17 protein-coding genes and 1 tRNA gene are annotated in these 21216 nt (G+C 73.7%); 1 reads left to right on the plus strand and 17 read right to left on the minus strand.

Features of this window, described 5'->3' with window-relative positions:
• Positions 1 to 6: 6 nt before the first annotated feature.
• The 6 genes from OG472_RS18220 to OG472_RS18245 form a co-directional block, all read right to left on the minus strand.
• Positions 7 to 690, minus strand: a complete 684-nt coding sequence (locus OG472_RS18220; protein ID WP_401602243.1) for a LuxR C-terminal-related transcriptional regulator — start codon at positions 688 to 690, stop codon at positions 7 to 9.
• Positions 645 to 1970, minus strand: a complete 1326-nt coding sequence (locus OG472_RS18225) for a sensor domain-containing protein (protein WP_405941747.1) — start codon at positions 1968 to 1970, stop codon at positions 645 to 647. Before OG472_RS18225 ends, OG472_RS18220 begins: the two co-directional genes overlap by 46 nt.
• A 681-nt stretch (positions 1971 to 2651) precedes the next feature.
• Positions 2652 to 4322 (minus strand): long-chain-fatty-acid--CoA ligase, encoded by a 1671-nt coding sequence (locus OG472_RS18230; RefSeq protein WP_405830272.1) that lies wholly within the window; start codon positions 4320 to 4322, stop codon positions 2652 to 2654.
• Between the two features lie 26 nt (positions 4323 to 4348).
• Entirely contained in the window at positions 4349 to 4942 is a 594-nt protein-coding gene (locus OG472_RS18235) for a lytic polysaccharide monooxygenase (protein WP_405943191.1), read from the minus strand.
• Between the two features lie 221 nt (positions 4943 to 5163).
• Positions 5164 to 6807 (minus strand): SPFH domain-containing protein, encoded by a 1644-nt coding sequence (locus tag OG472_RS18240; protein ID WP_405941748.1) that lies wholly within the window; start codon positions 6805 to 6807, stop codon positions 5164 to 5166.
• 1475 nt (positions 6808 to 8282) lie between these two features.
• The gene (locus OG472_RS18245) at positions 8283 to 9659 is read right to left on the minus strand and encodes a peptidoglycan-binding protein (protein ID WP_405834879.1); all 1377 of its coding nucleotides are present in this window, start codon (positions 9657 to 9659) and stop codon (positions 8283 to 8285) included.
• 226 nt (positions 9660 to 9885) lie between these two features.
• Between OG472_RS18245 and OG472_RS18250 the strand changes: the two genes are divergently transcribed.
• Positions 9886 to 9959: transfer RNA gene (locus OG472_RS18250), tRNA-Lys, on the plus strand.
• Between the two features lie 65 nt (positions 9960 to 10024).
• Here the strand turns inward: OG472_RS18250 and OG472_RS18255 are convergent.
• The 11 genes from OG472_RS18255 to OG472_RS18305 all read right to left on the minus strand — a co-directional run bounded on the left by OG472_RS18255 (position 10025) and on the right by OG472_RS18305 (position 20973).
• Positions 10025 to 10684 carry a class F sortase gene (locus OG472_RS18255; protein ID WP_401602250.1) on the minus strand — a complete coding sequence of 220 codons (660 nt, stop codon included), beginning with the start codon at positions 10682 to 10684 and terminating at the stop codon, positions 10025 to 10027.
• A gap of 83 nt (positions 10685 to 10767) precedes the next feature.
• Complete coding sequence (locus OG472_RS18260) at positions 10768 to 11376, minus strand: hypothetical protein (protein ID WP_401602252.1); 609 nt, start codon at positions 11374 to 11376, stop codon at positions 10768 to 10770.
• A 150-nt stretch (positions 11377 to 11526) separates the two neighbouring features.
• A complete protein-coding gene (locus OG472_RS18265; RefSeq protein ID WP_319732742.1) occupies positions 11527 to 12306 on the minus strand; it encodes an HAD-IIA family hydrolase in 780 nt (259 codons plus the stop codon).
• 137 nt (positions 12307 to 12443) lie between these two features.
• Positions 12444 to 13973 (minus strand): alkaline phosphatase family protein, encoded by a 1530-nt coding sequence (locus tag OG472_RS18270; RefSeq protein WP_405830277.1) that lies wholly within the window; start codon positions 13971 to 13973, stop codon positions 12444 to 12446.
• Between the two features lie 147 nt (positions 13974 to 14120).
• Positions 14121 to 15203, minus strand: a complete 1083-nt coding sequence (locus OG472_RS18275; RefSeq protein WP_405830279.1) for a 2-aminoethylphosphonate ABC transporter substrate-binding protein — start codon at positions 15201 to 15203, stop codon at positions 14121 to 14123.
• Positions 15204 to 15315: 112 nt separating this feature from the next.
• Positions 15316 to 16113: an ABC transporter permease gene (locus OG472_RS18280; RefSeq protein WP_405941749.1), complete on the minus strand. Its 798-nt coding sequence runs from the start codon at positions 16111 to 16113 to the stop codon at positions 15316 to 15318.
• Positions 16100 to 16918 carry a 2-aminoethylphosphonate ABC transporter permease subunit gene (locus OG472_RS18285; protein WP_383567719.1) on the minus strand — a complete coding sequence of 273 codons (819 nt, stop codon included), beginning with the start codon at positions 16916 to 16918 and terminating at the stop codon, positions 16100 to 16102. The genes OG472_RS18280 and OG472_RS18285 overlap by 14 nt, the downstream gene beginning before the upstream one ends.
• Before the next feature lie 223 nt (positions 16919 to 17141).
• On the minus strand, positions 17142 to 18191 hold the full coding sequence (locus tag OG472_RS18290; RefSeq protein ID WP_405830281.1) for an ABC transporter ATP-binding protein: 1050 nt from the start codon (positions 18189 to 18191) through the stop codon (positions 17142 to 17144).
• The gene (locus OG472_RS18295; RefSeq protein WP_405830283.1) at positions 18188 to 18922 is read right to left on the minus strand and encodes a phosphonatase-like hydrolase; all 735 of its coding nucleotides are present in this window, start codon (positions 18920 to 18922) and stop codon (positions 18188 to 18190) included. Before OG472_RS18295 ends, OG472_RS18290 begins: the two co-directional genes overlap by 4 nt.
• Before the next feature lie 5 nt (positions 18923 to 18927).
• Positions 18928 to 20049, minus strand: a complete 1122-nt coding sequence (locus OG472_RS18300) for a TIGR03364 family FAD-dependent oxidoreductase (RefSeq protein ID WP_405830285.1) — start codon at positions 20047 to 20049, stop codon at positions 18928 to 18930.
• Between the two features lie 159 nt (positions 20050 to 20208).
• Positions 20209 to 20973 carry a GntR family transcriptional regulator gene (locus OG472_RS18305; protein ID WP_401602266.1) on the minus strand — a complete coding sequence of 255 codons (765 nt, stop codon included), beginning with the start codon at positions 20971 to 20973 and terminating at the stop codon, positions 20209 to 20211.
• Positions 20974 to 21216 lie beyond the last annotated feature (243 nt).

Raw genomic sequence — 21216 nt, forward strand, 5'->3', positions numbered from 1 at the left:
CCGGCCCTAGCCGCGGAGGTACGCGAGGACCGCCAGGACCCTGCGGTGGGTCTCCTCGGCGGGCGGCAGGTCGAGCTTGTGCAGGATGTTCCCGATGTGTTTGCCGACGGCGGCCTCGGAGACCACCAGATCGCGGGCGATGGCCCCGTTCGACTTCCCCTCCGCCACCAGGCCCAGCACCTCCCGCTCGCGCGGGGTCAGCGCGGCCAGGGGGTCGCGCCGCCGGCGCAGGAGCTGGCGTACGACCTCCGGGTCCACCACCGTGCCGCCACCGGCCACCGTGACCACCGCGTCGAGGAACTGCTGCACCTGCCCGACCCGGTCCTTCAGGAGGTAGCCGACACCGCTGCCGTCGCCCGAGTCCAGCAAATCGGCGGCGTACGAACGCTGCACGTACTGGCTGAGCACCAGCACCGGCAGGCCGGGACGCGCCGCCCGCAGCTCCACGGCCGCGCGCAGTCCCTCGTCCGTCATGCCGGGGGGCATCCGTACGTCGGTGACCACGATGTCCGGGTCGTGGGCGGCGACCGCGCCGCGCAGCGCCTCCGCGTCCCCGACGGCGGCCGCCACCTCGTGGCCGAAACGCGTCAGCAGACCGACGAGCCCTTCGCGGAGCAGGACCCCGTCCTCGGCGAGGACGATCCTCAGGGGCTGCTCGCGGGGCTGTTCTCGGGACTGCTCACCGGGCACGGAATCTCCAGGCTCAGGACGGTCGGCCCGCCGGGCGGGCTGGTGATCGTCAGTGTGCCATCGAGGACCGCGATCCGGTCGGCCAGTCCGGTCAGCCCGGACCCGGCCGCCGGATCAGCTCCGCCGCGACCGTCGTCCCGTACGTCGATCAGCAGCGCGGCGCCGGTGTGACGGGCGGAGACGGCGGCGCGGGCGGCGCCGCTGTGCTTGCCGATGTTGGCGAGGGCCTCGCAGACGCCGAAGTAGGCGGCGGCCTCGACGGACTCGGGCAGCCGGGGCAGGGCGGCGGCCAGGTGGGTGTCGACGGGAACGGCGGAACGCTCGGCGACGTCGGCGAGCGCGCCGGTCAGGCCGTAGTCGGTGAGCACCTGGGGGTGGATGCCGTGGATCAGCTCGCGCAGTTCGCCGAGCACCTTGCCGGCCTCGTCGTGGGCGGTGGCGAGCTGGTCCGCGAGCGGGCCCGGGGGCGCGTCCAGGCGGGCCAGGCCGAGGGTCATCGTGAGGGCGACGAGCCGCTGCTGGGCGCCGTCGTGGAGATCGCGCTCGATCCGGCGGCGCTCGGCCTCGAAGGCGTCCACGAGACGGGCCCGGGACCGGGTGACCTCGGTGAGCAGGCCACGGAGTTCCCGCTCGCGGGGGGCGAGGAGGGCGCGGGTGAGGGCGGCGCGGGCACCGGCGAGGGCGCCGAGCGGGTAGAGGAGGGCGGGGAGGAGCACCGCCCCTGCGGCAGCGACGGCGAAGGCGAAGGGGTACGAGGTGACCAGCCAGAGCTTGAGCACCTTGACCTCGCCGTCGCTGTCGCCGTCGCCGGAGAGGGCGAGCTGGAGCGGGGTCGTGAGCAGGAGGAGGGGCAGGCCGAGGAGGGTCCCGACGGCGACGAGGTCGACCCACCAGAGCAGGAAGCCGTGCAGGACGGCGTAGCCGAGCTCCTGCCAGGTGGCCTGCTCGCGGTAGCGCAGCACGGCCCAGGCGCGGAGGCCGGGCTCGGCGGGCGTGCGGTGGGGGGTGGCGGCGGGGTCACTGTCGACCAGCCGCAGGCGGCGGCGCTCGACGGCTGCGGTGGGGAGGCCGGCGAGGCCGAGCAGGGCGAGGAGCGGCAGGCCGATGGCGACGAGGCCGAGGGCGGCGCCGGCGGTGGCGAGGAGGACGAGGGCGAGGAGGACGGGGATGCCGGTGAGGGCGCTGCCGGCGAGGTAGCCGGCGGCGCGCCAGGGCCAGGCGGAGCGGAGGTAGTGGCCGCGGGCCAGGGCCTGCCAGGTGGTGCGCGGGGCATCGTCCATACGCGCACGCTAACGGCGCCCCGCCCACCAAAACCATGACCCCAGGGGGCGTCCCCCCGGTATCCCTGGCCCTACCCCCAGCCCGGAGCTCCCGCCGCGGAACCTTGCGGCCAGGCCGACGGGCCCCGCTGCGCGAAGCCTTGGGCCGCGCTGGCGCGGATACCGCTGCGCGGTGCCTTGGGCCGAGCCGGTACGGATACCGCTGCGAGTAACCGCTCGCGCGGAGCCGCAGCCCGAGCCCCGCGGGAATCGCTGCGCGAAGCCTTGGGCCGAGCCGGTACGGGTCGCGCTGGGCGAGGCCTTGTGGCTGGGCCTTGTGGCGAGGCCTTGTGGCTGGGCCGGTGCGGATGCCGTTGGTGCGGAGCCGGACCTCGGGCCGGGTGGGGGGTCGCTGCGCGGAGCCTTCTCCCCGCCCCGCCCTTTCACCGTTTCCCCGGGCGCTGCCCGGACCCCGCGCCTCAAACGCCGGCGAGGCTGGATGTGGCGCGGCTCGAAGACCTGGGGCTCCGCCCCAGACCCTCCCCCAGACTCCGTCCGGGGGGACCCCCACTCCTCAAACGCCGGAGGGGCTGATTGGCGTCGGCGTCGGCCCATCCAGCCCGCCTGGCAACATCCAGCCCCGCCGGCGATTGAGGCGATCCTTCAGCCTCGCCGGCGATTGAGGCGCGGCGGCGCGCCCTGCTAGTGGTTCAGGAGATGGGTTCGGCCGTGGGATTCGTATTGGGCGAGGAGGGTGGACATGTCGGGCTCGGTCAGGAGGGCGTAGGCGCCGGCAGGGGTGCGGTGCCAGACCGGGTCGGGGCAGCGGAAGGCGGCTCGGCGGAGGGAGACGCGGTGGATCTTGTTCGTGGCCGTGACCGGCATGGACGGGAGGATGCGGACGTAGCGGGGGGACATCTTCGTGCCCAGGTCCGGCTGCGCCGCCAGGAAGGCGGAGAAGGCGGACGGGTCGAACCGCGCGCCCTCCCGGAGGGTGAGCGCGGCCATGACCTGGTCCCCCGCCACCTCGTCCGGGACGGCGTAGACCGCGACCGCCGTCGCGTCGGCCCAGCGGGCCAGGATGTTCTCGATCACCGCCGCGGCGAGGTTCTCGCTGTCGACCCGCAGCCGGTCGTCAGTACGGCCCGCGAAGTAGAGGAAGCCCGCCGCGTCGCGGAAGAAGAGGTCTCCCGTCCAGTACCAGCCGTCCCGGGTGCGGTCGGCCTCCGCGGCCGGGTTGCGCCAGTAGCCCTCGAACAGGCTGCGGCCCCGGTTGACGAGTTCGCCGATGGCCGCGGAGCCGTTCTGCAGGCGGCCGTCCCCGTCCAGTACCGCGGCCGGGCATTCCGCGCCCGTCTCCGGGTCGATCACCGCCAGGTCGTCCCCCGCGCCCGCCCGGCCCAGCGCGCCCGGCGGGGTGTCCGGGGTGCGCTGGACCGAGGCGCCGCCCTCGGTGGCCCCGTAGCCCTCCACCAGCCGCACCCCGAACCGCTCGGCGAAGCGCGCCGCGTCCACCGCCCCGGCCTCGGTGCCGAAGCCGAGCCGGAGGCTGTGGGTGCGGTCGTCGGGGCGGGGCTCGGTGGCCAGGAGGTACTGGATCGCCCGGCCGACGTAGGTGAAGTAGGTGGCCCCGTACGCCCGTACGTCGTCCAGGAACGCGGAGGCCGAGAAGCGCCGGCGCAGCGCCACCGCGGCCCCGCCGACGAGCGCGGGGAGCCAGTCGGCGATGACGGCGTTGCCGTGGAAGAGGGGCATGCAGACGTAGTGGACGTCGTCCGGGGTGACGGAGAACTGGCGGGCCAGTGCGGAGCCGGCCGCGGCGAGCCGGCCTTGGCTGCAGATGGCGGCCTTGGGTGCGCCGGTGGAGCCGGAGGTGAAGTAGAGGAGGAGGCGGGAGTCGGGGGCGGGGGTGCTCAGGGCCGCCTCGCCGGGTTTGGCCGCGGCGTAGGGCGCGAGCAGGGCCTCGTACTCCTCGGTGCCGGTGACCAGGATGCGTACGCCCGGCAGGTCCAGTCCGCGCAGCAGCGGCAGGTGGGCGCGCTCGGTGATCAGGATCCGGCAGTCGGTGTGGAGGATGTCGCGGGCCAGTTCGGGGCCGCGCCGGGTGGGGTTGATCCCGGCGACGGCGGCCCCGGCCAGGGCCGCCGCGCCGAGCCAGAACGGGAACTCGGGGGTGTTGTCGAGCAGGACCCCGAGGTGCGGCTCGGCCCCCGGAGGCATGAGGTCCACGAGGAGCGCGGCGCGCGCGGCGGCCTCTTGGGCGGTCCGGTGGTGGGTGAGGACACCGCCCTCGTGTTTCAGCCCGGGCCGGTGGTCGCCCCATTGGCGCGCTATGAGCTCCGCGACGGTTTCGGGTGGAGTCGTCGTCCGCATGCCGCCGGAGGGTAGCTGACGTTCCGTCAGAATTGAACGTCGGAGCAGGCGTAGAAGGCCATCGGGGTGTCGTTGACGGTCCAGACGGCGAGGATCAGGTGCCGGCCGGTCTTGCCGCTCGGCATGGCTCCCTGGTGGACGGTGGTCATCGCGGGGCGGGCGCCGTTGTAGGCGACGGTGAGGAACGGCTGGGGTTCAAGGTCGGCGCGGGTGAGGGCCTTGGTGCCGGTCCAGCCGTTCTTGGTGACGTAGTACTTGAAGTCGGCGGTGGAGTGGTTGGCGGTGAACTGCCACCGGAAGGCGTAGCTCTGCCCGCTGGTCACCCTGGTGGTGGGCCAGGCGCCGTTGCGCGGGTTGTCGAGCTCGGCGAACTGCGAGAGCCCGCCGGAACATATCTTGCCGTCGGCGGGGCCGGCGGCCGGGAAGCCCTTGAAGCCCTCGACGCTCTGCGGCTCCCACTGGATGGCGCCGCAGTCGGAGACGGTCTTGTTGGCACAGAGCTTCTGGCGGCTGATGGGGGTGTCGGTGTAGCCGTGGCTGCTGGCGCTGGGGGCGCCTATGAGGGTGATTCCGGCGACGAGGCCGAGGCCGAGCGCGGCGACGCCGGCCCGTCCGGGCATGCGGACGTTACGCATGATGCTCCTTGAACGTGGGGGGAGTTCGACGAGAGCGCGCGCGCTGCGTGTGCGGGTGTGCGTGTGCATGTGCGTGTGGGGATTTCAGGTCTAGACCAAGTCCCAGATTATTGACGAGAGTTGGCCATGTCCATACCAATGGGAGAACGGGTGGTCCGGTTGCTTCCGGCCACCCGTTCTCGCCCCGCTCCTCGTGCTGCCCGGGGCTACTCAGGGCGTCCCGTGTAGAAGGCGACCGTGAGGTCCTTCACCAGGGCCTTGCGCTCGTAGTCGTCGAGCTCGACCAGTCCCCGCGAGGTCAGCCGGTGGACGGTGTCGTCCACCGCGTCCACGACCGAAGTCAGCACGGTGTCCCGGTGCTTGGCGTCGATCGCCGCGACCCGGCGGCGGCGCATCGCCTCGGCGACCTCGGCCGCGTACTCGATCCGGGTCGGCTGGGCCGAGAACACCTCGATCCCGACGGCCTCGGTTTCGGCCGCCACCATCCGGGTCAGCGCATCACCGACCGCCTCGGCGTCCCGCAGGGTCGGGGCGTCCTCGTGGAAGGCGTCGGCGGGGAGCTGGGACAGTACGCGGGCCATGGCCGATTCGACCTGCTCGGCCAGGTACTCCGTGTGGTCCTCGACGGCGAGCGTGGCCCGGGCCGTGTCCTTGACCTGCCAGACGACCTGCACGACGACCTGCAGGGCGAGGCCGCCGGAGTCCACGGCGGGCATGGGGTCGCTGCGCCAGTGCCGCAGCCGTACGTCGACCCGGCGGCGCAGGAGGAGGGGGCTGACCCAGGTCAGGCCGGTACGGCGGACCGTGCCGCGGTAGCGGCCGAAGAGGGTGAGCACCCAGGCGTGGCCGGTGCGGGCCCGGCCGAGACCGCCGAGCGCGACGAGGGCGACGATGCCGAGGAAGGCGAGCGGGGGCCAGTGGGTGGCGCGCAGGCCCTGGTAGGCGCGGGGGGCCGCACCGAAGGCGGCCACGAAGGGGGCGGGGACGACCCCGGCCCGCCAGAGCACGGCCGTGCAGCCGGCGAGTGCGATGCCGCCGACGGCCACACCGACCCAGCCGGGCAGCACCGGTCCGCGGTGCTCCCGGAGCCGGTCGTCGCCGCGGGGGACCCGGCGGCCGGGGGCGGGCCGGGGGGCGGCCTGTGACCGGCCGGGCCGGGTGGCGGGCGCCGGCATCGGCTTCGGCTCGCCGCGGAAGGGGAGGTGCACCGGCACCTCGGTGACCGCGGTGCCGCGGCGGGGCGGGAGGCCGGGGAGGTCCCGGGCCTCGTCCCCCTCCAGGCCGCGCGCCACCGCCTGGGCGACGATCTCGGCGACGCCGGGCCCGGGCACGCCGGGCGGGTCCGCGGCTTCGGCGGCCGGTTCGGGGCCGGTCTCGGACTCATGGCCGGACTCGGGGTCGGCGGTCCGCAGGCTCAGGGTGGCCACCCCGGCCGGGGCCTCCGCGCCCTGGGGGTGCGGGATCTCCGGGGCCTCGGCGGCGGCCACCGGCTCGGACTCGGACTGGGCCCGCGCCGCCGGCACCTCGCATCCGTGCGGGGCGTGCGGGGCGTGCGGGGCGTGCGGGGGTACCGGTTCGCCGGCCTGCGCCGAGCGGACCCCCGGGGCCGCGACCGGCCCGGCCTCCTCGCGCGGCGCGCCCACGGCGGCGGATGGCGGCGCCGGAGCAGCAGGCTCCGGCTCCGCGCCCCACGCCGGGCGCGAGCGGGGCGCGTCCGCTGCCGCACGGGAATCAGCGCACGGCGCGGCCACGGCCAAGGCCGACGCTGCGGCCGAGCCGAACGATCCCGAGGCCACGGCCTCGACCTCCGCCTCCGCCGCCCACGCCCGGTCCGGGCGGGACACGGACACGGACGCAGGCGCGGAAGCGGACTGCGCGGCGCGGCCGGGGCCGCTCGATGCGGCTCCCGTGAGCTCCGGCTCCGCGGCCCACGCCGGGCGGGCATGCGGGCCGGGTGCGGATACGGCCGCGGGAGCGCGTGCGGGCTCCGCCTCCGCCGCCCACCGCGGGTCCGGGCGGGACACGGAGGCAGGTGCGGAAGCGGACTGCGCGGCGCGAGCCGGGCCGGGGCCGCTCGAGGCGGTGCCCGCGGCCTCCTGCTCCGCCGCCCACACCCCGTCCGGGCGGGACACGGACGGAGCCGACTGCCCGGCGCGCGCCGGGCCGGTCGAGGCGGTGCCGGCGGGCGACGGCTCCGGGTGTGCGCGCCCCGCGGACGGCGCCGCGTCCCACGCCGTACGGGAATCCGAGCGGGACGCCGACGCGGGCGCGGGCTCCGGCTCGGCCGCCCACCAGGGGCGGGCGTGCAGCGCTTCCGGTGCCGTGCGGGGATCCGGGCGGCGGGACGCGGATCCGGGCGCGGGGGCACGTACCGGCGCCGGCTCGGGTGCCGGTCCGGACCGTGCGTCCCGGCCGAGCCCGCCTTGGGCGACGGCGGACGCCCTGCGGGAATCCGGGCCGGGCGCCGGTTCCGACGCCGGCCGCGGGCCGAGCGCGGATACGGCCGCGGGAGCGCGTGCGGGCTCCGCCTCCGCCGCCCACCGCGGGTCCGGACGGGACACGGACGCAGGCGCGGGAGCGGACTGCGCGCCGCGCGCCGGGCCGGTCGAGGTGATGTCGGTGGGCGCCGGCTCCGGGTGTGCACGCCCCGCGCCCTGCGCCGTACGGGCATCAGAGCGGGGTGCGGATCCGGGCGCGGGAACCGACTGCGCGCCGCGCGCCGGACCGGTCGAAGTGATGGCGGTGGGCGCCGGCTCCGGGTGTGCACGCCCCGCGCCCTGCGCCGTACGGGCATCAGAGCGGGGTGCGGATCCGGGCGCGGGAACCGACTGCGCGCCGCGCGCCGGACCGGTCGAAGTGATGGCGGCGGGCGCCGGCTCCGGGTGTGCACGCCCCGCGCCCTGCGCCGTACGGGCATCAGAGCCGGATGCGGATCCGGGTGTGGCGGGTGTCGGCTCCGCGGTCGCCCACGCCGGGTGGGCGTGCCCCGCGACCGATGCCGTACGGGAATTCGGGCTCTGGACGGGCTCTGCCGGGCGGGCATGCGGGCCGGGTACGGATACGGATACGGGAGTGCGTGCGGGTGTCGGTGCGGAGGGTGCCGCCCGGCCGGGTCCGGCCGGGGCGACGGCGACGGGCTCCGGCTCCGTCGCCCATGCGGGGCGGGCCTCGGGCGCGAACGGCGCCGACCGGGGGTCCGGGTGGGAGCTCGGCGCGGCCGGTGTCGCCGTCCGCGTCGGGTGGGCGTGTGGTGCGGGTGCCGTCGGCGGTACGCGGAGGGTGCCCGTCGTCGAGGTGGTGCGCGTGGGGAACATCGTTACCTCCGTCATGCGAACAGCCGGCGCCAGGTTTCCGGGCCCGGGTAGCCGTTGGCCGAGGCGCCGCGCCAGCCCTGCGCGCGCTGGAAGGCCTCGACGTTGCGGCGGTCGGCCTCACCCCAGCGGGGGCCCGGGCCGGACGTGTAGTACTTGCCGAAGCCCTTCTTGCGCAGCTGTCGGCCGAGGGCCTCGATGGCCGCGTGCGACTGGCCCGGGCGGAACACCGCGGACCCCGGGTAGGCCCGTACCCCGCCCGGTCCCGGCGCCGCGCCCACCAACGGCGGGATGTCGGCGCCCTGCTTCTCGACGAGCAGCCGCCAGGTGTGCGTGCCGGGGACGCCGTCGGCGTCCGTGCCCGACCAGCCCTGTGCCCGCTGGAAGGCCTGGGTGGCCAGCTTGTCGTGGTCGCTCCACGTCCGGTCCGCCACCCCCTTGGGGTAGAAGCGGTACGCGCCGCGCTCGATCAGCATCCGGCCCAGCTGCTCCACGAAGTCGTTCGCGGCGCCCGGGGCGAACTTGTCCGCCCCGGGGAAGGCCTTGGCATCGCCCGGTTTGGGGCCCGCCGCGGGCGGTTCGGGGACGACGCCCGGGACCTCCGGAACGACCGGAACGACCGGAACGACCGGAACGACCCCGCCCGTCACCCCGTTGAACCGGTACGGGACGTACTTGGCCGCGTTGCTCCAGTACCCGTAGGGAGTGGCCAGCTTCCGCGTGTTGGGGCGCGTCTGCTCGTAGGCGATGTAGTGGTTGCGCGTCTCGTCGACCCAGCCGCCGAAGATGACCACGTGCGAGCCGTTGTTCGGGTCCGCCGGGTTGTGGAAGAGCAGCATGTCCCCCGGCAGCAGGTCGTCCTTGGTGATCTTGGTGGCGAATTTGTCGAGGCTGCCGGTCCACTCGTTCGAGCCGAGGTTCCAGGCCATGGAGACGTAGCCCGAGCAGTCCTGCCGGTAGCCGTCCGTGAAGTACGTGGACATGCTGTACGGAACCTGCGCGTCCAGCCACAGCTTCGCCCGGTTGATGATCGTCGTGCGGTCGATCCGCTTCACGGCGCCGGGCTTGCCGGGGGAGCCGGGCTGTCCGACCGGGCCGCCCTTCGGGCCGTGCAGCGGGGTCCGGCCGCCCTGCGGGGAACCGGGGTCGTCCAGGGCCACCGGACCGGCGGCCGGGGTGGTCACGGCCACCGCGGCCGTGCCGCCACCGCCGAGGACCACGCCCGCGGCGGTGGCCAGGACCAGCGCCCGCCGGGCCCCGCGGGCCGCGGGGTGCCCCCCGTCCCGCAGCGGTATGGCCCGCGCGCGGGCGAGGGAACGACGGCGCTGGGCGCATCCCCGGCACGCGCAGTCGCCCGCGGGCTCGTACTCCTCGAAAGCGGGCATCGGCATCTGCACATGCGTCGGAGGCTGCGTCGTCATGCGGATCCGTCCACTCCCCTGCTCGTCCCCTGCTCGTCCACTGGTCGGCCGGGCCCACATCTGATAAAGCATCAGATGTGCACGGCGCAGACATATCGTGCACGATAAACCCCTCAAACATGGGTTAATCGGACAAGGCGGGCGTGGCTGGTCACGAGCACCCGCGGAGGTGGGGTAGAGTTTTCCCTGTCAGCAAGCGCCGCTAGCTCAGTTGGTTAGAGCAGCTGACTCTTAATCAGCGGGTCCGGGGTTCGAGTCCCTGGCGGCGCACAGACGGAGGAAGCCCCTCGCAGCGAAAGCTGCGAGGGGCTTCTTCGTTTCCCGGCCGACCCCGGTCAGGCCGTCGTGCCCGGGCGGGCTCCCACGCCCGTCAGGTAGGCGGAGACCACCACGTTCGCCGTGTACTCCTTGGCCGCCTTGTCGTAGGTGCCCCCGCAGGTCACGAGCCTCAGCTCCGCCCGGCCCCGGACCCGCGGACCGTACGCCTTGTCCGCGTCGAAGGCCGCGCGCTCGTAGACCCGTACGTCCTCGACCGTGAACTCGGCGACCGATCCGTCCGCCCGCACCACCCTCACCTTGTCACCCGGCTGCACCGCGCTCAGGCCGTAGAACACCGCCGGCTTGGACCGGGTGTCCACGTGCCCCACCATCAGCGCCGTCCCGGCCGCCCCCGGCTGGACGCCCTTGCCCCACCAGCCCACCGTGCCCGGACTGTCGTACGGGGGCGGTTCGAGCGCGCCGTCCTTGTCCAGGCCCCGGGAGATCACCGGGGCCTGGATGCCTATGGAGGGCACGTCGACGCGCTGGGGCAGGGCCGCGGCGAGCGGGGCGTGCGCGGCCGGCAGCCCCAGGCCCACCGCCCCGCCGGCCGGGCCGGCGGGCGGGGCGGGCGCCACGGTGAGCTGGCGGCCCCACAGCCACAGGCCGAGCACCAGCACGGACCAGGCGGCGAAGGTCAGCAGCCGGCCGCCGGCGGAACCCTTGACCTCACTCATCCGGCCCCCGCTCGTCCACCATCCGGCCCCCGCTCATCCCCGGCGCCCGCCTCATCCACCGCTGTCCTCATCCGCCGCTCGCCTCACTCGCCGCTGCGGCGGCGGCGCAGGGCCAGCGCCCGGCCCGCGACGGCCAGGGTGGCGACGGCGGCCAGGATGGCGCCGATCACCGTGTGCGGCAGGCTCGGGCCGTCGCCGCCGTGGTCCTTCTTGGCCGCGGCGGCGACCGGCTTGGCCGCCTCCGCGAGCTCGGCGGACATGCCGCCGCCGCCCGCGTGGACCGGCCAGACCGGCGAGGCGTGGTGGGAGGGGTGGCGGTACGGGGAGATCTGGACGGAGCCGCTGACCTTGTCGTGGCCGTCGCACGTCACCCGGACGGAGTGCCAGCCGGGCGAGGCGTGCGAGCTGATCACCGCCTCGCCGTAAAGCGGGCTGCGGCCTCCGTCACGGCCGTAGAGGTCGACGTCCGCGACGAAGACGGAGGACTTGGCCGCCCCTCTGGTGCCGTCGCATCCGTGGACGCGCAGCTTGACCTGCGCTCCGGGGTGGGCCGGATCCGGGTCGACCGAGATGCTGCCGCGGTCGCCGCGGTCCTCCTCGCCCGCGAGGGCGGCGGGCACGGTCACCGCGGAGAACGCCGCCAGGGCTACGGACACGGCGGCGGCACGGAGAGCGATCGGGACACTGCGCATGGTGAACCTCCTCGTCAAGGAGATTCACGCGCGGCGCGCCGCTCCGCATCCGGAACGGCGCCGTACGTGTCAGCCGTACGCCCCAAACGCAGTACGCCCCATCGGCCGTACGCGCCGCACGCACCGTATGCGCTGGATGCGCCGTATGCCTCAGACGAGGTCGACCAGATCGGCGATCGAGTCGACCGTCTTGGTCGGGCGGTACGGGAACTTCTCGGTGTCCGCGATCGAGGTCAGGCCGGTGAGGACGAGGAAGGTCTGCATGCCCGCCTCCAGGCCGGCCAGCACGTCGGTGTCCATCCGGTCGCCGATCATCGCGCTGGTCTCCGAGTGCGCGCCGATGGCGTTCAGGCCGGTGCGCATCATCAGCGGGTTGGGCTTGCCCGCGAAGTACGGCTTCTTGCCGGTCGCCTTGGTGATCAGCGCGGCAACCGCGCCGGTGGCCGGGAGCGGGCCCTCGGTGGAGGGGCCGGTCTCGTCGGGGTTGGTGCAGATGAAGCGGGCGCCCGCGTTGATCAGGCGGACCGCCTTGGTCATCGCCTCGAAGCTGTACGTCCGGGTCTCGCCCAGCACCACGTAGTCGGGCTCGTGGTCGGTCAGGATGTAGCCGATGTCGTGCAGGGCGGTGGTCAGGCCCGCCTCGCCGATGACGTACGCGGTGCCGCCCGGGCGCTGGTCGTCGAGGAACTTCGCGGTGGCCAGCGCGGAGGTCCAGATGTTCTCGACGGGCACGTCCAGGCCCATGCGGGACAGGCGGGCCTGGAGGTCGCGGGGGGTGTAGATGGAGTTGTTCGTCAGGACCAGGAAGGGCTTGCCGGACTCGCGCAGCCGCTTGATGAAGGCATCGGCGCCGGGGATCGGGGTGCCCTCGTGGATGAGGACCCCGTCCATGTCGGTGAGCCAGGATTCGATCGGCTTGCGCTCTGCCACTGGACTGTTCTCCGCTCTCGGTGGCCTGTGACCACTGACCACTGACCTCTGACCTCTGACCGCTGGTCTGTACCACCCTATCGGGGCCGGGCCGTGGACGCTCCGGCCGTCCACAGCCCGGACCGGTAGGGCCTGGATCAGCTCAGGCGGACGTTGTCGACGGTCCAGTACCAGTTGTTGCTCCCGCTGTAGCGGAAGCGGATCTGGACGTCGGTGGCGCCGGCCGGGACCTGGAGCGCGAGGGACTCGGCCTTGGCGACCGCGTCGACCGTGTAGGACTTCACGACGGCCGGGGCGCCGCCGTTGTACGAGACGAGGACCTGGGCGCTCTGGCCGGCCTCCTGGCGGTAGTGCGTCTGGAAGGTCAGGTTGCGCGTGCTGCCGCCGGTGACCGCCCACTTGGGGGTGATCAGGGTGGAGTCGAAGGTGCCGGTGTGGCTCTTGTCGTCCCACTCGTCGGAGTCGGCGACGGCGAAGACGTCACGGGAGCGGACGTTCAGCTCGCGCCACTGGTCGCGCTGTGCCTGGCTCCAGAACTCGTCGGTCGCGAAGGCCCAGCCGGCCCACTCGGTGACCCCGCCGGTGCCCATCCTGGAGTTGTCGACGGACCAGCCCGCGGGCGGGGTGTGCGTGAAGCCCTTCACCCCCGCCGGAATGCCCGTCTCGTCCACGCGCGCCTGGAGGTTCGGGCGCAGGGTGTCGAAGGGGTCGTCGTCCGGGGCGTTCAGCGGGACTCCGTCGATGCCGGGGGCGGCGACGCCGACCTGGGCGAGCGCGGTCGCGGCCACGTCGACCAGCTTCACGTCGTCGCGGACCGAACCGGCCGGGATGCCCGCGCCCCTGGCGATGACGAAGGTGCCGCGCTCCTGGATGGTCGAGCCGCCGTGGCCACCGGAGTTGGTGTGCCCGTGGTCGGTGGTGACCAGGACCTTCCAGTTCTCCTGGGCGTACGTCGGGCGGTTCTGGACGGCGGTGAGGAGCTGGCCGACCAGCCCGTCGACGCGGGCGATGGTGTCGAGGTACTGCTGGCTGGCGGCGCCGTAGGAGTGACCGGCCGCGTCGATCTCGCCGAGGTAGACGAAGGCGGCGTCCGGGTTCTGGTCGCGCAGCTCGGCGGCGGCAGCGGCGGCGATCTTCGGGTCCTCGTTGCGGTAGCCGTCGCGGTCGCCCTTGAGGGAGAGTCGCTTGTCGACCTTGGCGGAGAAGATCGGGCCGTTCTGGTCGGTGGAGGTGATGGGCTCCCAGTCGGCGGCCGCGTACGTGTTGAGCGCCGGCTTGGCGTTCTCGATGCGGGTCAGGAAATCCGGGTAGGCGGTGTAGTTCTTGCCGGTGAAGGAGTTGTCCTTCACGCCGTGCTTGTCGGGCCAGACTCCGGTGGCGATGGTGGACCAGCCGGGGCCCGAGGAGGTGGCGGCCATCGGGTTCGCGTAGAGGGTGCTGCGGGCGGTGAGGCCCTGGGCCATCAGGCCCTGCAGGTGCGGCGCGTTGGCGGCCTTGACGCGGTCCAGGACCGCGCCGTCGATGCCGATGACGAGGACCTTGTCGGTGCCGGCGGCCGCGTCGGCAGCGTGCGCGGTCAGTGCGGTGCCGGTGAGGGCGGTGGCGAGCAGGGCGGTGGCGGTGGCGGCCACGGCGAGGGTGCGTCCGGCGGGGACAGCAGTGGGCACGAGCTCCTCCGGGAGTCATCGCGGGGAATGGCGCTGGGGACATGCGTTGGGGACGTGCGCCGGGTCCGGACCGAAGGTGCGGTCTTCGGTCCAGACCCGTTATGCAACGGTCACTCTGCTGGCCGTGGATGACCAGGAGGCAACCGGTCAGCTTCCGGTTGCCGACTTCCACGCGTCGACGTAGCCGGTGAGGTTCTTGTCGATGTCGGCCCAGTCCGGCTCGAAGACCTCCACGCCCGCCATGATCTTGGTGAGCTCGACGGCGTTGGCGTCGGTCGGCTTGACGTCGGTGCGCGCCGGGAAGCCGCCGCCGACCTCGCTGACCAGCTTCTGGGCCTCCTCTCCGAGGAGGTGGTCGAGGAGCTTCTTGCCGTTCTCGGAGTGCGGGCCCTTGGCGACGAGGCCGGCCGCGTAGGGCAGGGCGAAGCTGGTGGGCTTGCCGCCGTCCTTCGCCGGGAACCAGATGCCCAGGTTCGGCATGGACTTGGACTGCGCGAAGTTCATCTGGACGTCGCCGTTGGCCACGAGCAGCTCGCCCTTGTCGGTCTTCGGCGCGAGCTTGCTGGTGGAGGAGGACGGGCCGACGTTGTTGGCCTGGAGCTTCTTCAGGTACTCCATCGCCGGCTCCTTGCCGCCGAAGTCGTGCATCGACTTGATGAGGACGGCCGTGCCGTCGCCCGCGACGCCCGGGGTGGAGTACTGCAGCCTGCCCTTGTACTTGGCGTCGAGCAGCTCCTCCCAGGTCTTGGGGGCCTCGGGAAGCTCCTTCTTGTTGTAGACGAAGCCGAAGTAATTCTTGACGACCGAGGTCCACTTGCCGTCGGGCGCCTTGTCCGCGCCGTTGACCTTGTCGGAGCCCTGCGGCTCGTAGGCCTGGAGCAGGCCCTTCCCGTCGGCCTGCTGGATGAACGGCGGCAGCGTGATCAGTACGTCGGCCTGGGTGTTGGTCTTCTCGCGGACGGCGCGCTGCACCATCTCGCCCGAGCCGCCCTCGACGTACTTGACCTCGATGCCGGTCTTCTTGGTGAAGTCGGCGAAGACCTTGTCGTACCAGCCGTCGCCCTTCTCGCTCTTGAGGCCGTCGGCGCTGTAGACGGTGACGACCTTCTCGCCGCCCCGGGAGTCGGCGGAGTCCGCGGAGGAGGAACCGCCGCAGGCGGTGAGGGAGACGGTGAGGGCGAGGCTGCCGACGAGGGCGGCGGCGCTGCGGAGCAGGATTGTGCCGGGCATGGAACTTCCTTACGGGGAAAGGGAGTCAGCGGGGAATCAGCGTGGGTCTGCGGGGGGGGTCTGGGGGTGCGGGGGTCTGCGGCTGCCTGCGGTGACCGGCCGGCAGCCGGAGTCAGCGGTACGAGGCCCTGGTGCGGACGCGGGAGACGGCCAGGAGGACCAGCAGGGTGGCGGCCATCAGGACCACGGCGACGGCGGAGCCGCTGAAGAGCGAGCCGCGGTCGGTGGCGGTGAAGATGCGGACGGGGAGGGGCATCCAGTCCGGCGGGTAGAGCATCATCGTGGCGCTCAGCTCGCCCATGGACAGGGCGAAGCAGAGTCCGGCCGCGGCCGTCAGGGACGGCAGCAGGAGGGGGAGTTTGACCCGCCAGAGCACGTACGCGGGGCGGGCGCCCAGGGAGGCCGCCGCCTGCTCGTACGCGGGGTCGAGCCGTACGATCGCGGCGGAAACCGACTGGTGGGCGAACGCCGTGACAAGGATCGTGTGCGCCAGGATGACGATCGAGCTGGTGCCGTTGAGCAGGACCGGCGGGCGGCTGAAGGCGACGAGCACGGCGAGGCCGACGACTACGGACGGGACGGCCACGGGCAGCATGAACAGCGCGTCCAGGGCGCGCTTCCCGCGCTTCTTCAGCGTGGCGGCGGCGAGTGCGGCCCAGGTGCCGACGGCGAGGGCGAGGAGGCTGGCGGCGAGGGCGGTGACCAGGCTGGTGGTCACCGCCTGGAGGGATTCGCCGCGCACGGCGGAGGCGTAGTTCGCGGTCGTCGGACCGGAGGGGAAGGCGCCCGACCAGTGGGTGGCGAAGGAGGCCGCGACCACGACGAGCAGCGGCAGGGCGAACAGCGGCAGGAAGAGGAGGCCGAAGAGGCTCCAGGCGGCCCAGCGGCCGGTCTTGCTATGCACCAGCACGCTTGCCCACCACCCGGTAGAGGCCGAACAGGCCGACGGAGATCGCGATGTTGACGACGGCGACGACGCAGGCGGCCGCGTAGTCGGATTCGAGGATGGCCTTGCCGTAGATGAGCATCGGCAGGGTCGTCACGTCCTTGGCCCCGGTGAAGAGGACGATCCCGAACTCGTTGAGGCACATGACGAGGACGAGGCTGCCGCCTGCGGCGAGCGCCGGGAGGGCCTCGGGGAGGATCACCTGCCGGACGATCCGGGCGGGCCGGGCGCCGAGGCCGGCGGCGACCTCCAGCTGGGCGGTGTCCAGCTGGGAGAAGGCCGCGAGCAGGGGGCGCATCACGAAGGGCGTGAAGTACGTGATCTCCGCGAGGAGGACGCCCCAGGGAGTGGTGAGGAAGTGGAAGGGCCCCTCGGCGGCGCCGGTGAGGCCGGTCCAGGCCCCGTTGGCCATGCCCACGGTCCCGTAGATGAAGAGGAGGGCGAGGGTGACGAGGAAGGAGGGGAAGGAGAGGAACACATCGATGAACTTCGCGACGGCGCGGGCCCCGGGGAAGGGCACGAAGGCGATGATCAGCGCGAGGACGAAGCCGAGCACGAGGCAGCCGGCGGTGGCCCCGACGGCCAGCCAGACGGTGGTCCCGAGGGCCTCGCGGAAGCTCTGCGAGGCGAAGACGGAGGCGTACGCGTCGAAGGCGCCGCCGCCGTTCTCGGGGCTGAGCGACTGCTGGACGACCAGCGCGAGGGGATACAGGAACACCAGCGCGAGCACGGCCACGGGCGGCAGCGCCCATACCGCCCGGGATCTCATCAGCCCCGCCAAATACAGCCTCGCCCGGGGGCCCCTCCCGGCGGTGGCTGGGGGAGTTCGAGGCGCGGGGTCCGGGGCAGCGCCCCGATCTTTCGGCCCCGTCGGCGATCGAGGCGCGGGGCTCGGGGCGGGGCCCGAAGTCTGCCCGGCCACGGGCGGCTGCGCACACTCCAGCCCAGCCGGCGATTGAGGCGCGGGCGCGGCGGCCGGCCGCCGGACGGCATCAGGCACGGGACACCCCGGCGGCCAGCAGCACGGCGTCGCGCGGCTCGAAGTGCAGCGTGACCCTGTCCCCGAGCGCCGGGGTCTCCCGCAGCTCGGGGAGGTCCGCCTTGACCCGGTGGCCGTCGACGTCGACGTAGAGCCGGTGCGTCGAACCGCGCCACTGGACCTCGGCGATGGTGCCGCTCAGCGCGTTGGGGCCGGCCCCGAGGCCGAGCAGGTGCGGCCGTACGCACAGGGTGGCGGTGGCGCCGGGCGCGGCGCGGCCTCGGTCGAGGGTCAGGGCGCGGCCCTCGAAGACCGCGCCGGACTCGGCCACCGTCACCGGGAGCAGGTTCGCGTTGCCGACGAAGGACGCGGTGAACTCGGTGCGCGGGGCCCGGTACAGCTGCTGCGGGGTCCCGCAGTCCTGGAGGCGGGCCTTGTCCATGACGGCGATCCGGTCGGCCAGGGTGAGCGCCTCGACCTGGTCGTGGGTGACGTAGAGGATGGAGACGTCGGGCAGTTCGCGGTGCAGGCGGGCCAGTTCGGCGAGCATCCCGGAGCGCAGCTGCGCGTCGAGGGCCGAGAGGGGTTCGTCCAGCAGGAGCACCCCCGGGCGGATCGCGAGCGCGCGGGCGATGGCCACGCGCTGCTGCTGGCCGCCCGAGAGCTCGCGGGGGTAGCGCCGCGCGTAGGCGCCCATGCCGGTCAGTTCCAGGGCCTCGGCGACCCGGCCCGGGATCTCGGCCTTGGGTGCCTTCTGGGCCCGGAGGCCGAAGGCGACGTTGTCCTCGACCCGCATGTGCGGGAAGAGCGCGTACTGCTGGACGACCATGCCGATGCCGCGCTTGTGCGGCGGGAGCGCGGTGACGTCCCGGCCGCCGATCAGCACCCGGCCCGCGACGGGCCGTACGAAACCGGCGACCGCGCGCAGTGCGGTGGTCTTGCCCGAGCCGGAGGGGCCGAGCAGCGCCATCACCTCGCCCGGCTCGACGGTCAGGTCGAGGGAGTCCAGGACGGTCGCGGCGCCGTAGGCGACGCTGACCCCGTCGAAGCGGATGCCGCTCACGCCGACTCCGCGAGGAGGTCCGGGAGTTCGGCAACGGAGCCGAGGACGTGGGTCGCGCCGTTCCCGGTCAGCGTCGCGCGGTCGTGGGCGCCGGTGAGGACGCCCGCCACGATCCCGGCGCCGGCGCGGCGGCCGCTGAGCATGTCGTAGGCGGTGTCGCCCGCGACCACGGTGTCGCGTACGTCGGTCACGGCGCCGGTGCGCAGGAACGCGGTCAGCACCATGTCCGGGTAGGGCCGGCCGCGGCCGCCCGCGTCGGCGGGGCAGAGGGTGAGGTCGGCGAGGTCCTGCCAGCCGAGGGCGTCGAGGATGGCGTCCTGGGTGACGCGGGCGAAGCCGGTGGTGAGGACGACGGTGCGGCCGTCGGCGCGGAGCTTCTCGATGGCGGCGCGGGCGCCGGGGAGCGGGGCGATGAGGCCGCCGTCGACGAGCTCCGCGTACGCCTCCTCGAAGGCGGAGTTGGCGCGCCGGGCGAGTTCCTCCGTACCGAAGAGGTGGCGGAAGACGGTGATCTTGGACTCGCCCATGGTGTCGCGGACGTACTGGAGCTTGGCCGCGTGGTCGGGGGTGCCGGGCTCGACGCCCAGGCGCTCGGCGGCGCGCTCGAAGGCGTGCTCGACGAGGCCGCCGTCGGCGACGGTGGTGCCGGCCATGTCGAGGACGATCAGCCTGAGGGTGTCGGTGTTTGCCGTGGTGTCGGTGGTGTCGGTGTTTGCCGTGGTGTCGGTCATCTGGCTTACCAGCCCAGTTCGTTCGCGGTGGTCTCGGCTATGGCGGGCGAGCAGGTCATGCCGCGTCCGCCGGGTCCGGTCACCAGCCAGACGCCGTCGGCCACCTGCTGGCGGTGGACGACGCGGGTGGTGTCGGTGCACTGCGCGTACACGCCCGCCCAGCGGCGCTGGATCCGCGGCAGCGGGCGGCCCAGGAAGCCCTCGACCACCCCGGTGAGGTGTTCGTAGGGGTCTTCGAGGGTGTCGAAGGCGAAGGGGTGCTCGTACTCGTGGGTGTCGCCGATGGTCAGTCCGCCGTCCTGGCGCTGGACCATCAGCAGCTGCATCTTGTGCGCGGCGGCGGTCGGCGCCTGGTCCTGACCGGCGTTGAGGGCGTCGAGCGCGGGGGACTTGTAGGCGGGGTAGTAGCGGAAGCTGTCGGCGTCGGCGACGGACGTGGTCAGCCGCTCGCCGAGCGGGGCGGTCTGCATCATCTGGAGCCGGACGCGGCGCACGGGCAGGTCGGGGACCAGCTCGCGGACCAGGCCGGACAGCCAGGCGCCGGTGGCGAGGACGACCGCGTCGCCGCGGTGCACGTCGCCGTGGTCGTCGCGGACTGCGCCCGGGCCCGTCACCTCGCGCACCTCCCGGCCGGGCAGGAAGGTGTACCGGCCGGTGGCCTTGAGCGCCTCCCGCAGGTGGAGCTGGGCGGTGCGCGGCTCGACGGCCGCGTCACGCTCGCACCACAGGGCGGCCTCGAAGACGCCGCGCAGGGCCGGGTTGATCTGCCGCGCCTCGTCGGCGGTGACCAGCTTGTAGCCGCGGGCGGCGGCGTCGGGGCGGGCCAGGGCCGCCTCGGCGACGGCGTACTCGCGGTCGGTGCGGACGGGGGTGAGGGAGCCGTTGGCGCGGAAGCCCATGCCGGGCACCTCCGCGCCGATGCGTTCCCAGAGCTCGCGGGCCCGCAGGGCGGTGTCGAGCTCCTCTCCCCCGGCCCGTCCGCTGACCCAGATCTGGCCGAAATTGCGCAAGGACGCGCCGCGTGCCTCGGCCTCCCGCTCGATCTGGACGACCTCGTGGCCGCGTTGGACTGCTTGCCAGGCGTGCATGGTGCCGACCACGCCGCCTCCGACGACTATGACTCTCACGTCGCCAACGGTGGGTGCGGACCGTGACCCGGAGGGATCCGTCCGGCAACGCGTCGGTGAACGGCCCTCGACACTTGGACTAGACCCGTTATCTTTCTGTGATCAGAGTGCGGTGTTCATATATCCCTTTACGGCTGGTAAGGGTGGATCGACCTGCGGCTATTCGGCCCGCAGGCGGGTCGTGAAACTGAACCGGTCACCACGGTAGAGCGAACGGACCCGCTCCAGGGGCCGGCCGTCCTGATCCCGCGAGAAGCGGTGGATGAGCAGCATGGGAAGGGCCGGCGGGGTGCCGATCAGCAGTGCTTCGCGGGGGGTCGCGAGGACGGTCTCCAGCTTCTCGTCGGCCTCGCCGAAGGCGATGCCGAGGCTGTCGCGGAGGTATCCGTAGAAGGAGGAGTCCGGCTGGAAATCGATGTCCAGGCGAGGGGCGCGGGCCACCCGGATGTACGTGCTCTCCAGGCCGACGCGCTCGTCGTCGGCCAGCAGGACCCGCTCCAGGTGCCAGACGGGCTCGCCGGGCTCGGCACCGATGCCGGGGGCGAGGTCGGGCGGGCAGGGGAACTGCTCCAGGCCGATGAGGTGACGGCCCGGACGGCGGCCCTGGCGGCGCACGCCCTCGGTGTAACTGGCGAGGGAGAGCGGCTGCTCCAGCTTCGGGCCGGCGACGACGGTCCCGCGGCCGGCCCGGCGCAGCCTGCCTTCCAGCAGCAGCTCGCGCAGGGCCTGGCGGACGGTCTCGCGGGACACCTCGTACTGCTCGGCGAGATCCCGCTCGGTGGGCAGCGCGCCGCCCTCGCCGAGCTCGTCGAGCAGCCCGGAGATCCGGGCCTTGACCGCGTAGTACTTGGGGATGCGGCCGTGCTCGGGAATGCCGGAACGCACGGGTGAGCCGGGGCGGTGGCGCGGGGTCTGTTCTTCCACGGTGGGACTCTATGCGGGTCGCTGAGCGGCGCGGCCGGTCGGGGCGGTCGGGCCGGTTGGGGCGGTCGGGGGCTCCTTCAGGGTGGGGCCGGCTTCGGCGGTTCGGGTGGGCCGGGCGCGCGCCGGGGCGTCTCCTCGGGCGCCGAACGTGGCGGGGGGTCGGAGGGCCGAGGGGATTGCGTTCGGCGCCCTGCGGGGAGCGCCCCGACACACACCCGGCCCCGCGGGGCCCGCAGGGGGTGA

The sequence above is a fragment of the Streptomyces sp. NBC_00207 genome (assembly GCF_045160965.1).
Classification (GTDB): Bacteria; Actinomycetota; Actinomycetes; order Streptomycetales; family Streptomycetaceae; genus Streptomyces.

Bases quoted from the DNA above. Each gene is read 5' to 3' on its own strand.
- OG472_RS18225 (WP_405941747.1), bottom strand. From the start codon at position 1,970: ATGGACGATGCCCCGCGCACCACCTGGCAGGCCCTGGCCCGCGGCCAC.
- OG472_RS18230 (WP_405830272.1), bottom strand. From the start codon at position 4,322: ATGCGGACGACGACTCCACCCGAAACCGTCGCGGAGCTCATAGCGCGC.
- OG472_RS18235 (WP_405943191.1), bottom strand. From the start codon at position 4,942: ATGCCCGGACGGGCCGGCGTCGCCGCGCTCGGCCTCGGCCTCGTCGCC.
- OG472_RS18245 (WP_405834879.1), bottom strand. From the start codon at position 9,659: ATGCCGATGCCCGCTTTCGAGGAGTACGAGCCCGCGGGCGACTGCGCG.
- OG472_RS18255 (WP_401602250.1), bottom strand. From the start codon at position 10,684: ATGAGTGAGGTCAAGGGTTCCGCCGGCGGCCGGCTGCTGACCTTCGCC.
- OG472_RS18260 (WP_401602252.1), bottom strand. From the start codon at position 11,376: ATGCGCAGTGTCCCGATCGCTCTCCGTGCCGCCGCCGTGTCCGTAGCC.
- OG472_RS18275 (WP_405830279.1), bottom strand. From the start codon at position 15,203: ATGCCCGGCACAATCCTGCTCCGCAGCGCCGCCGCCCTCGTCGGCAGC.
- OG472_RS18285 (WP_383567719.1), bottom strand. From the start codon at position 16,918: ATGAGATCCCGGGCGGTATGGGCGCTGCCGCCCGTGGCCGTGCTCGCG.
- OG472_RS18295 (WP_405830283.1), bottom strand. From the start codon at position 18,922: ATGACCGACACCACGGCAAACACCGACACCACCGACACCACGGCAAAC.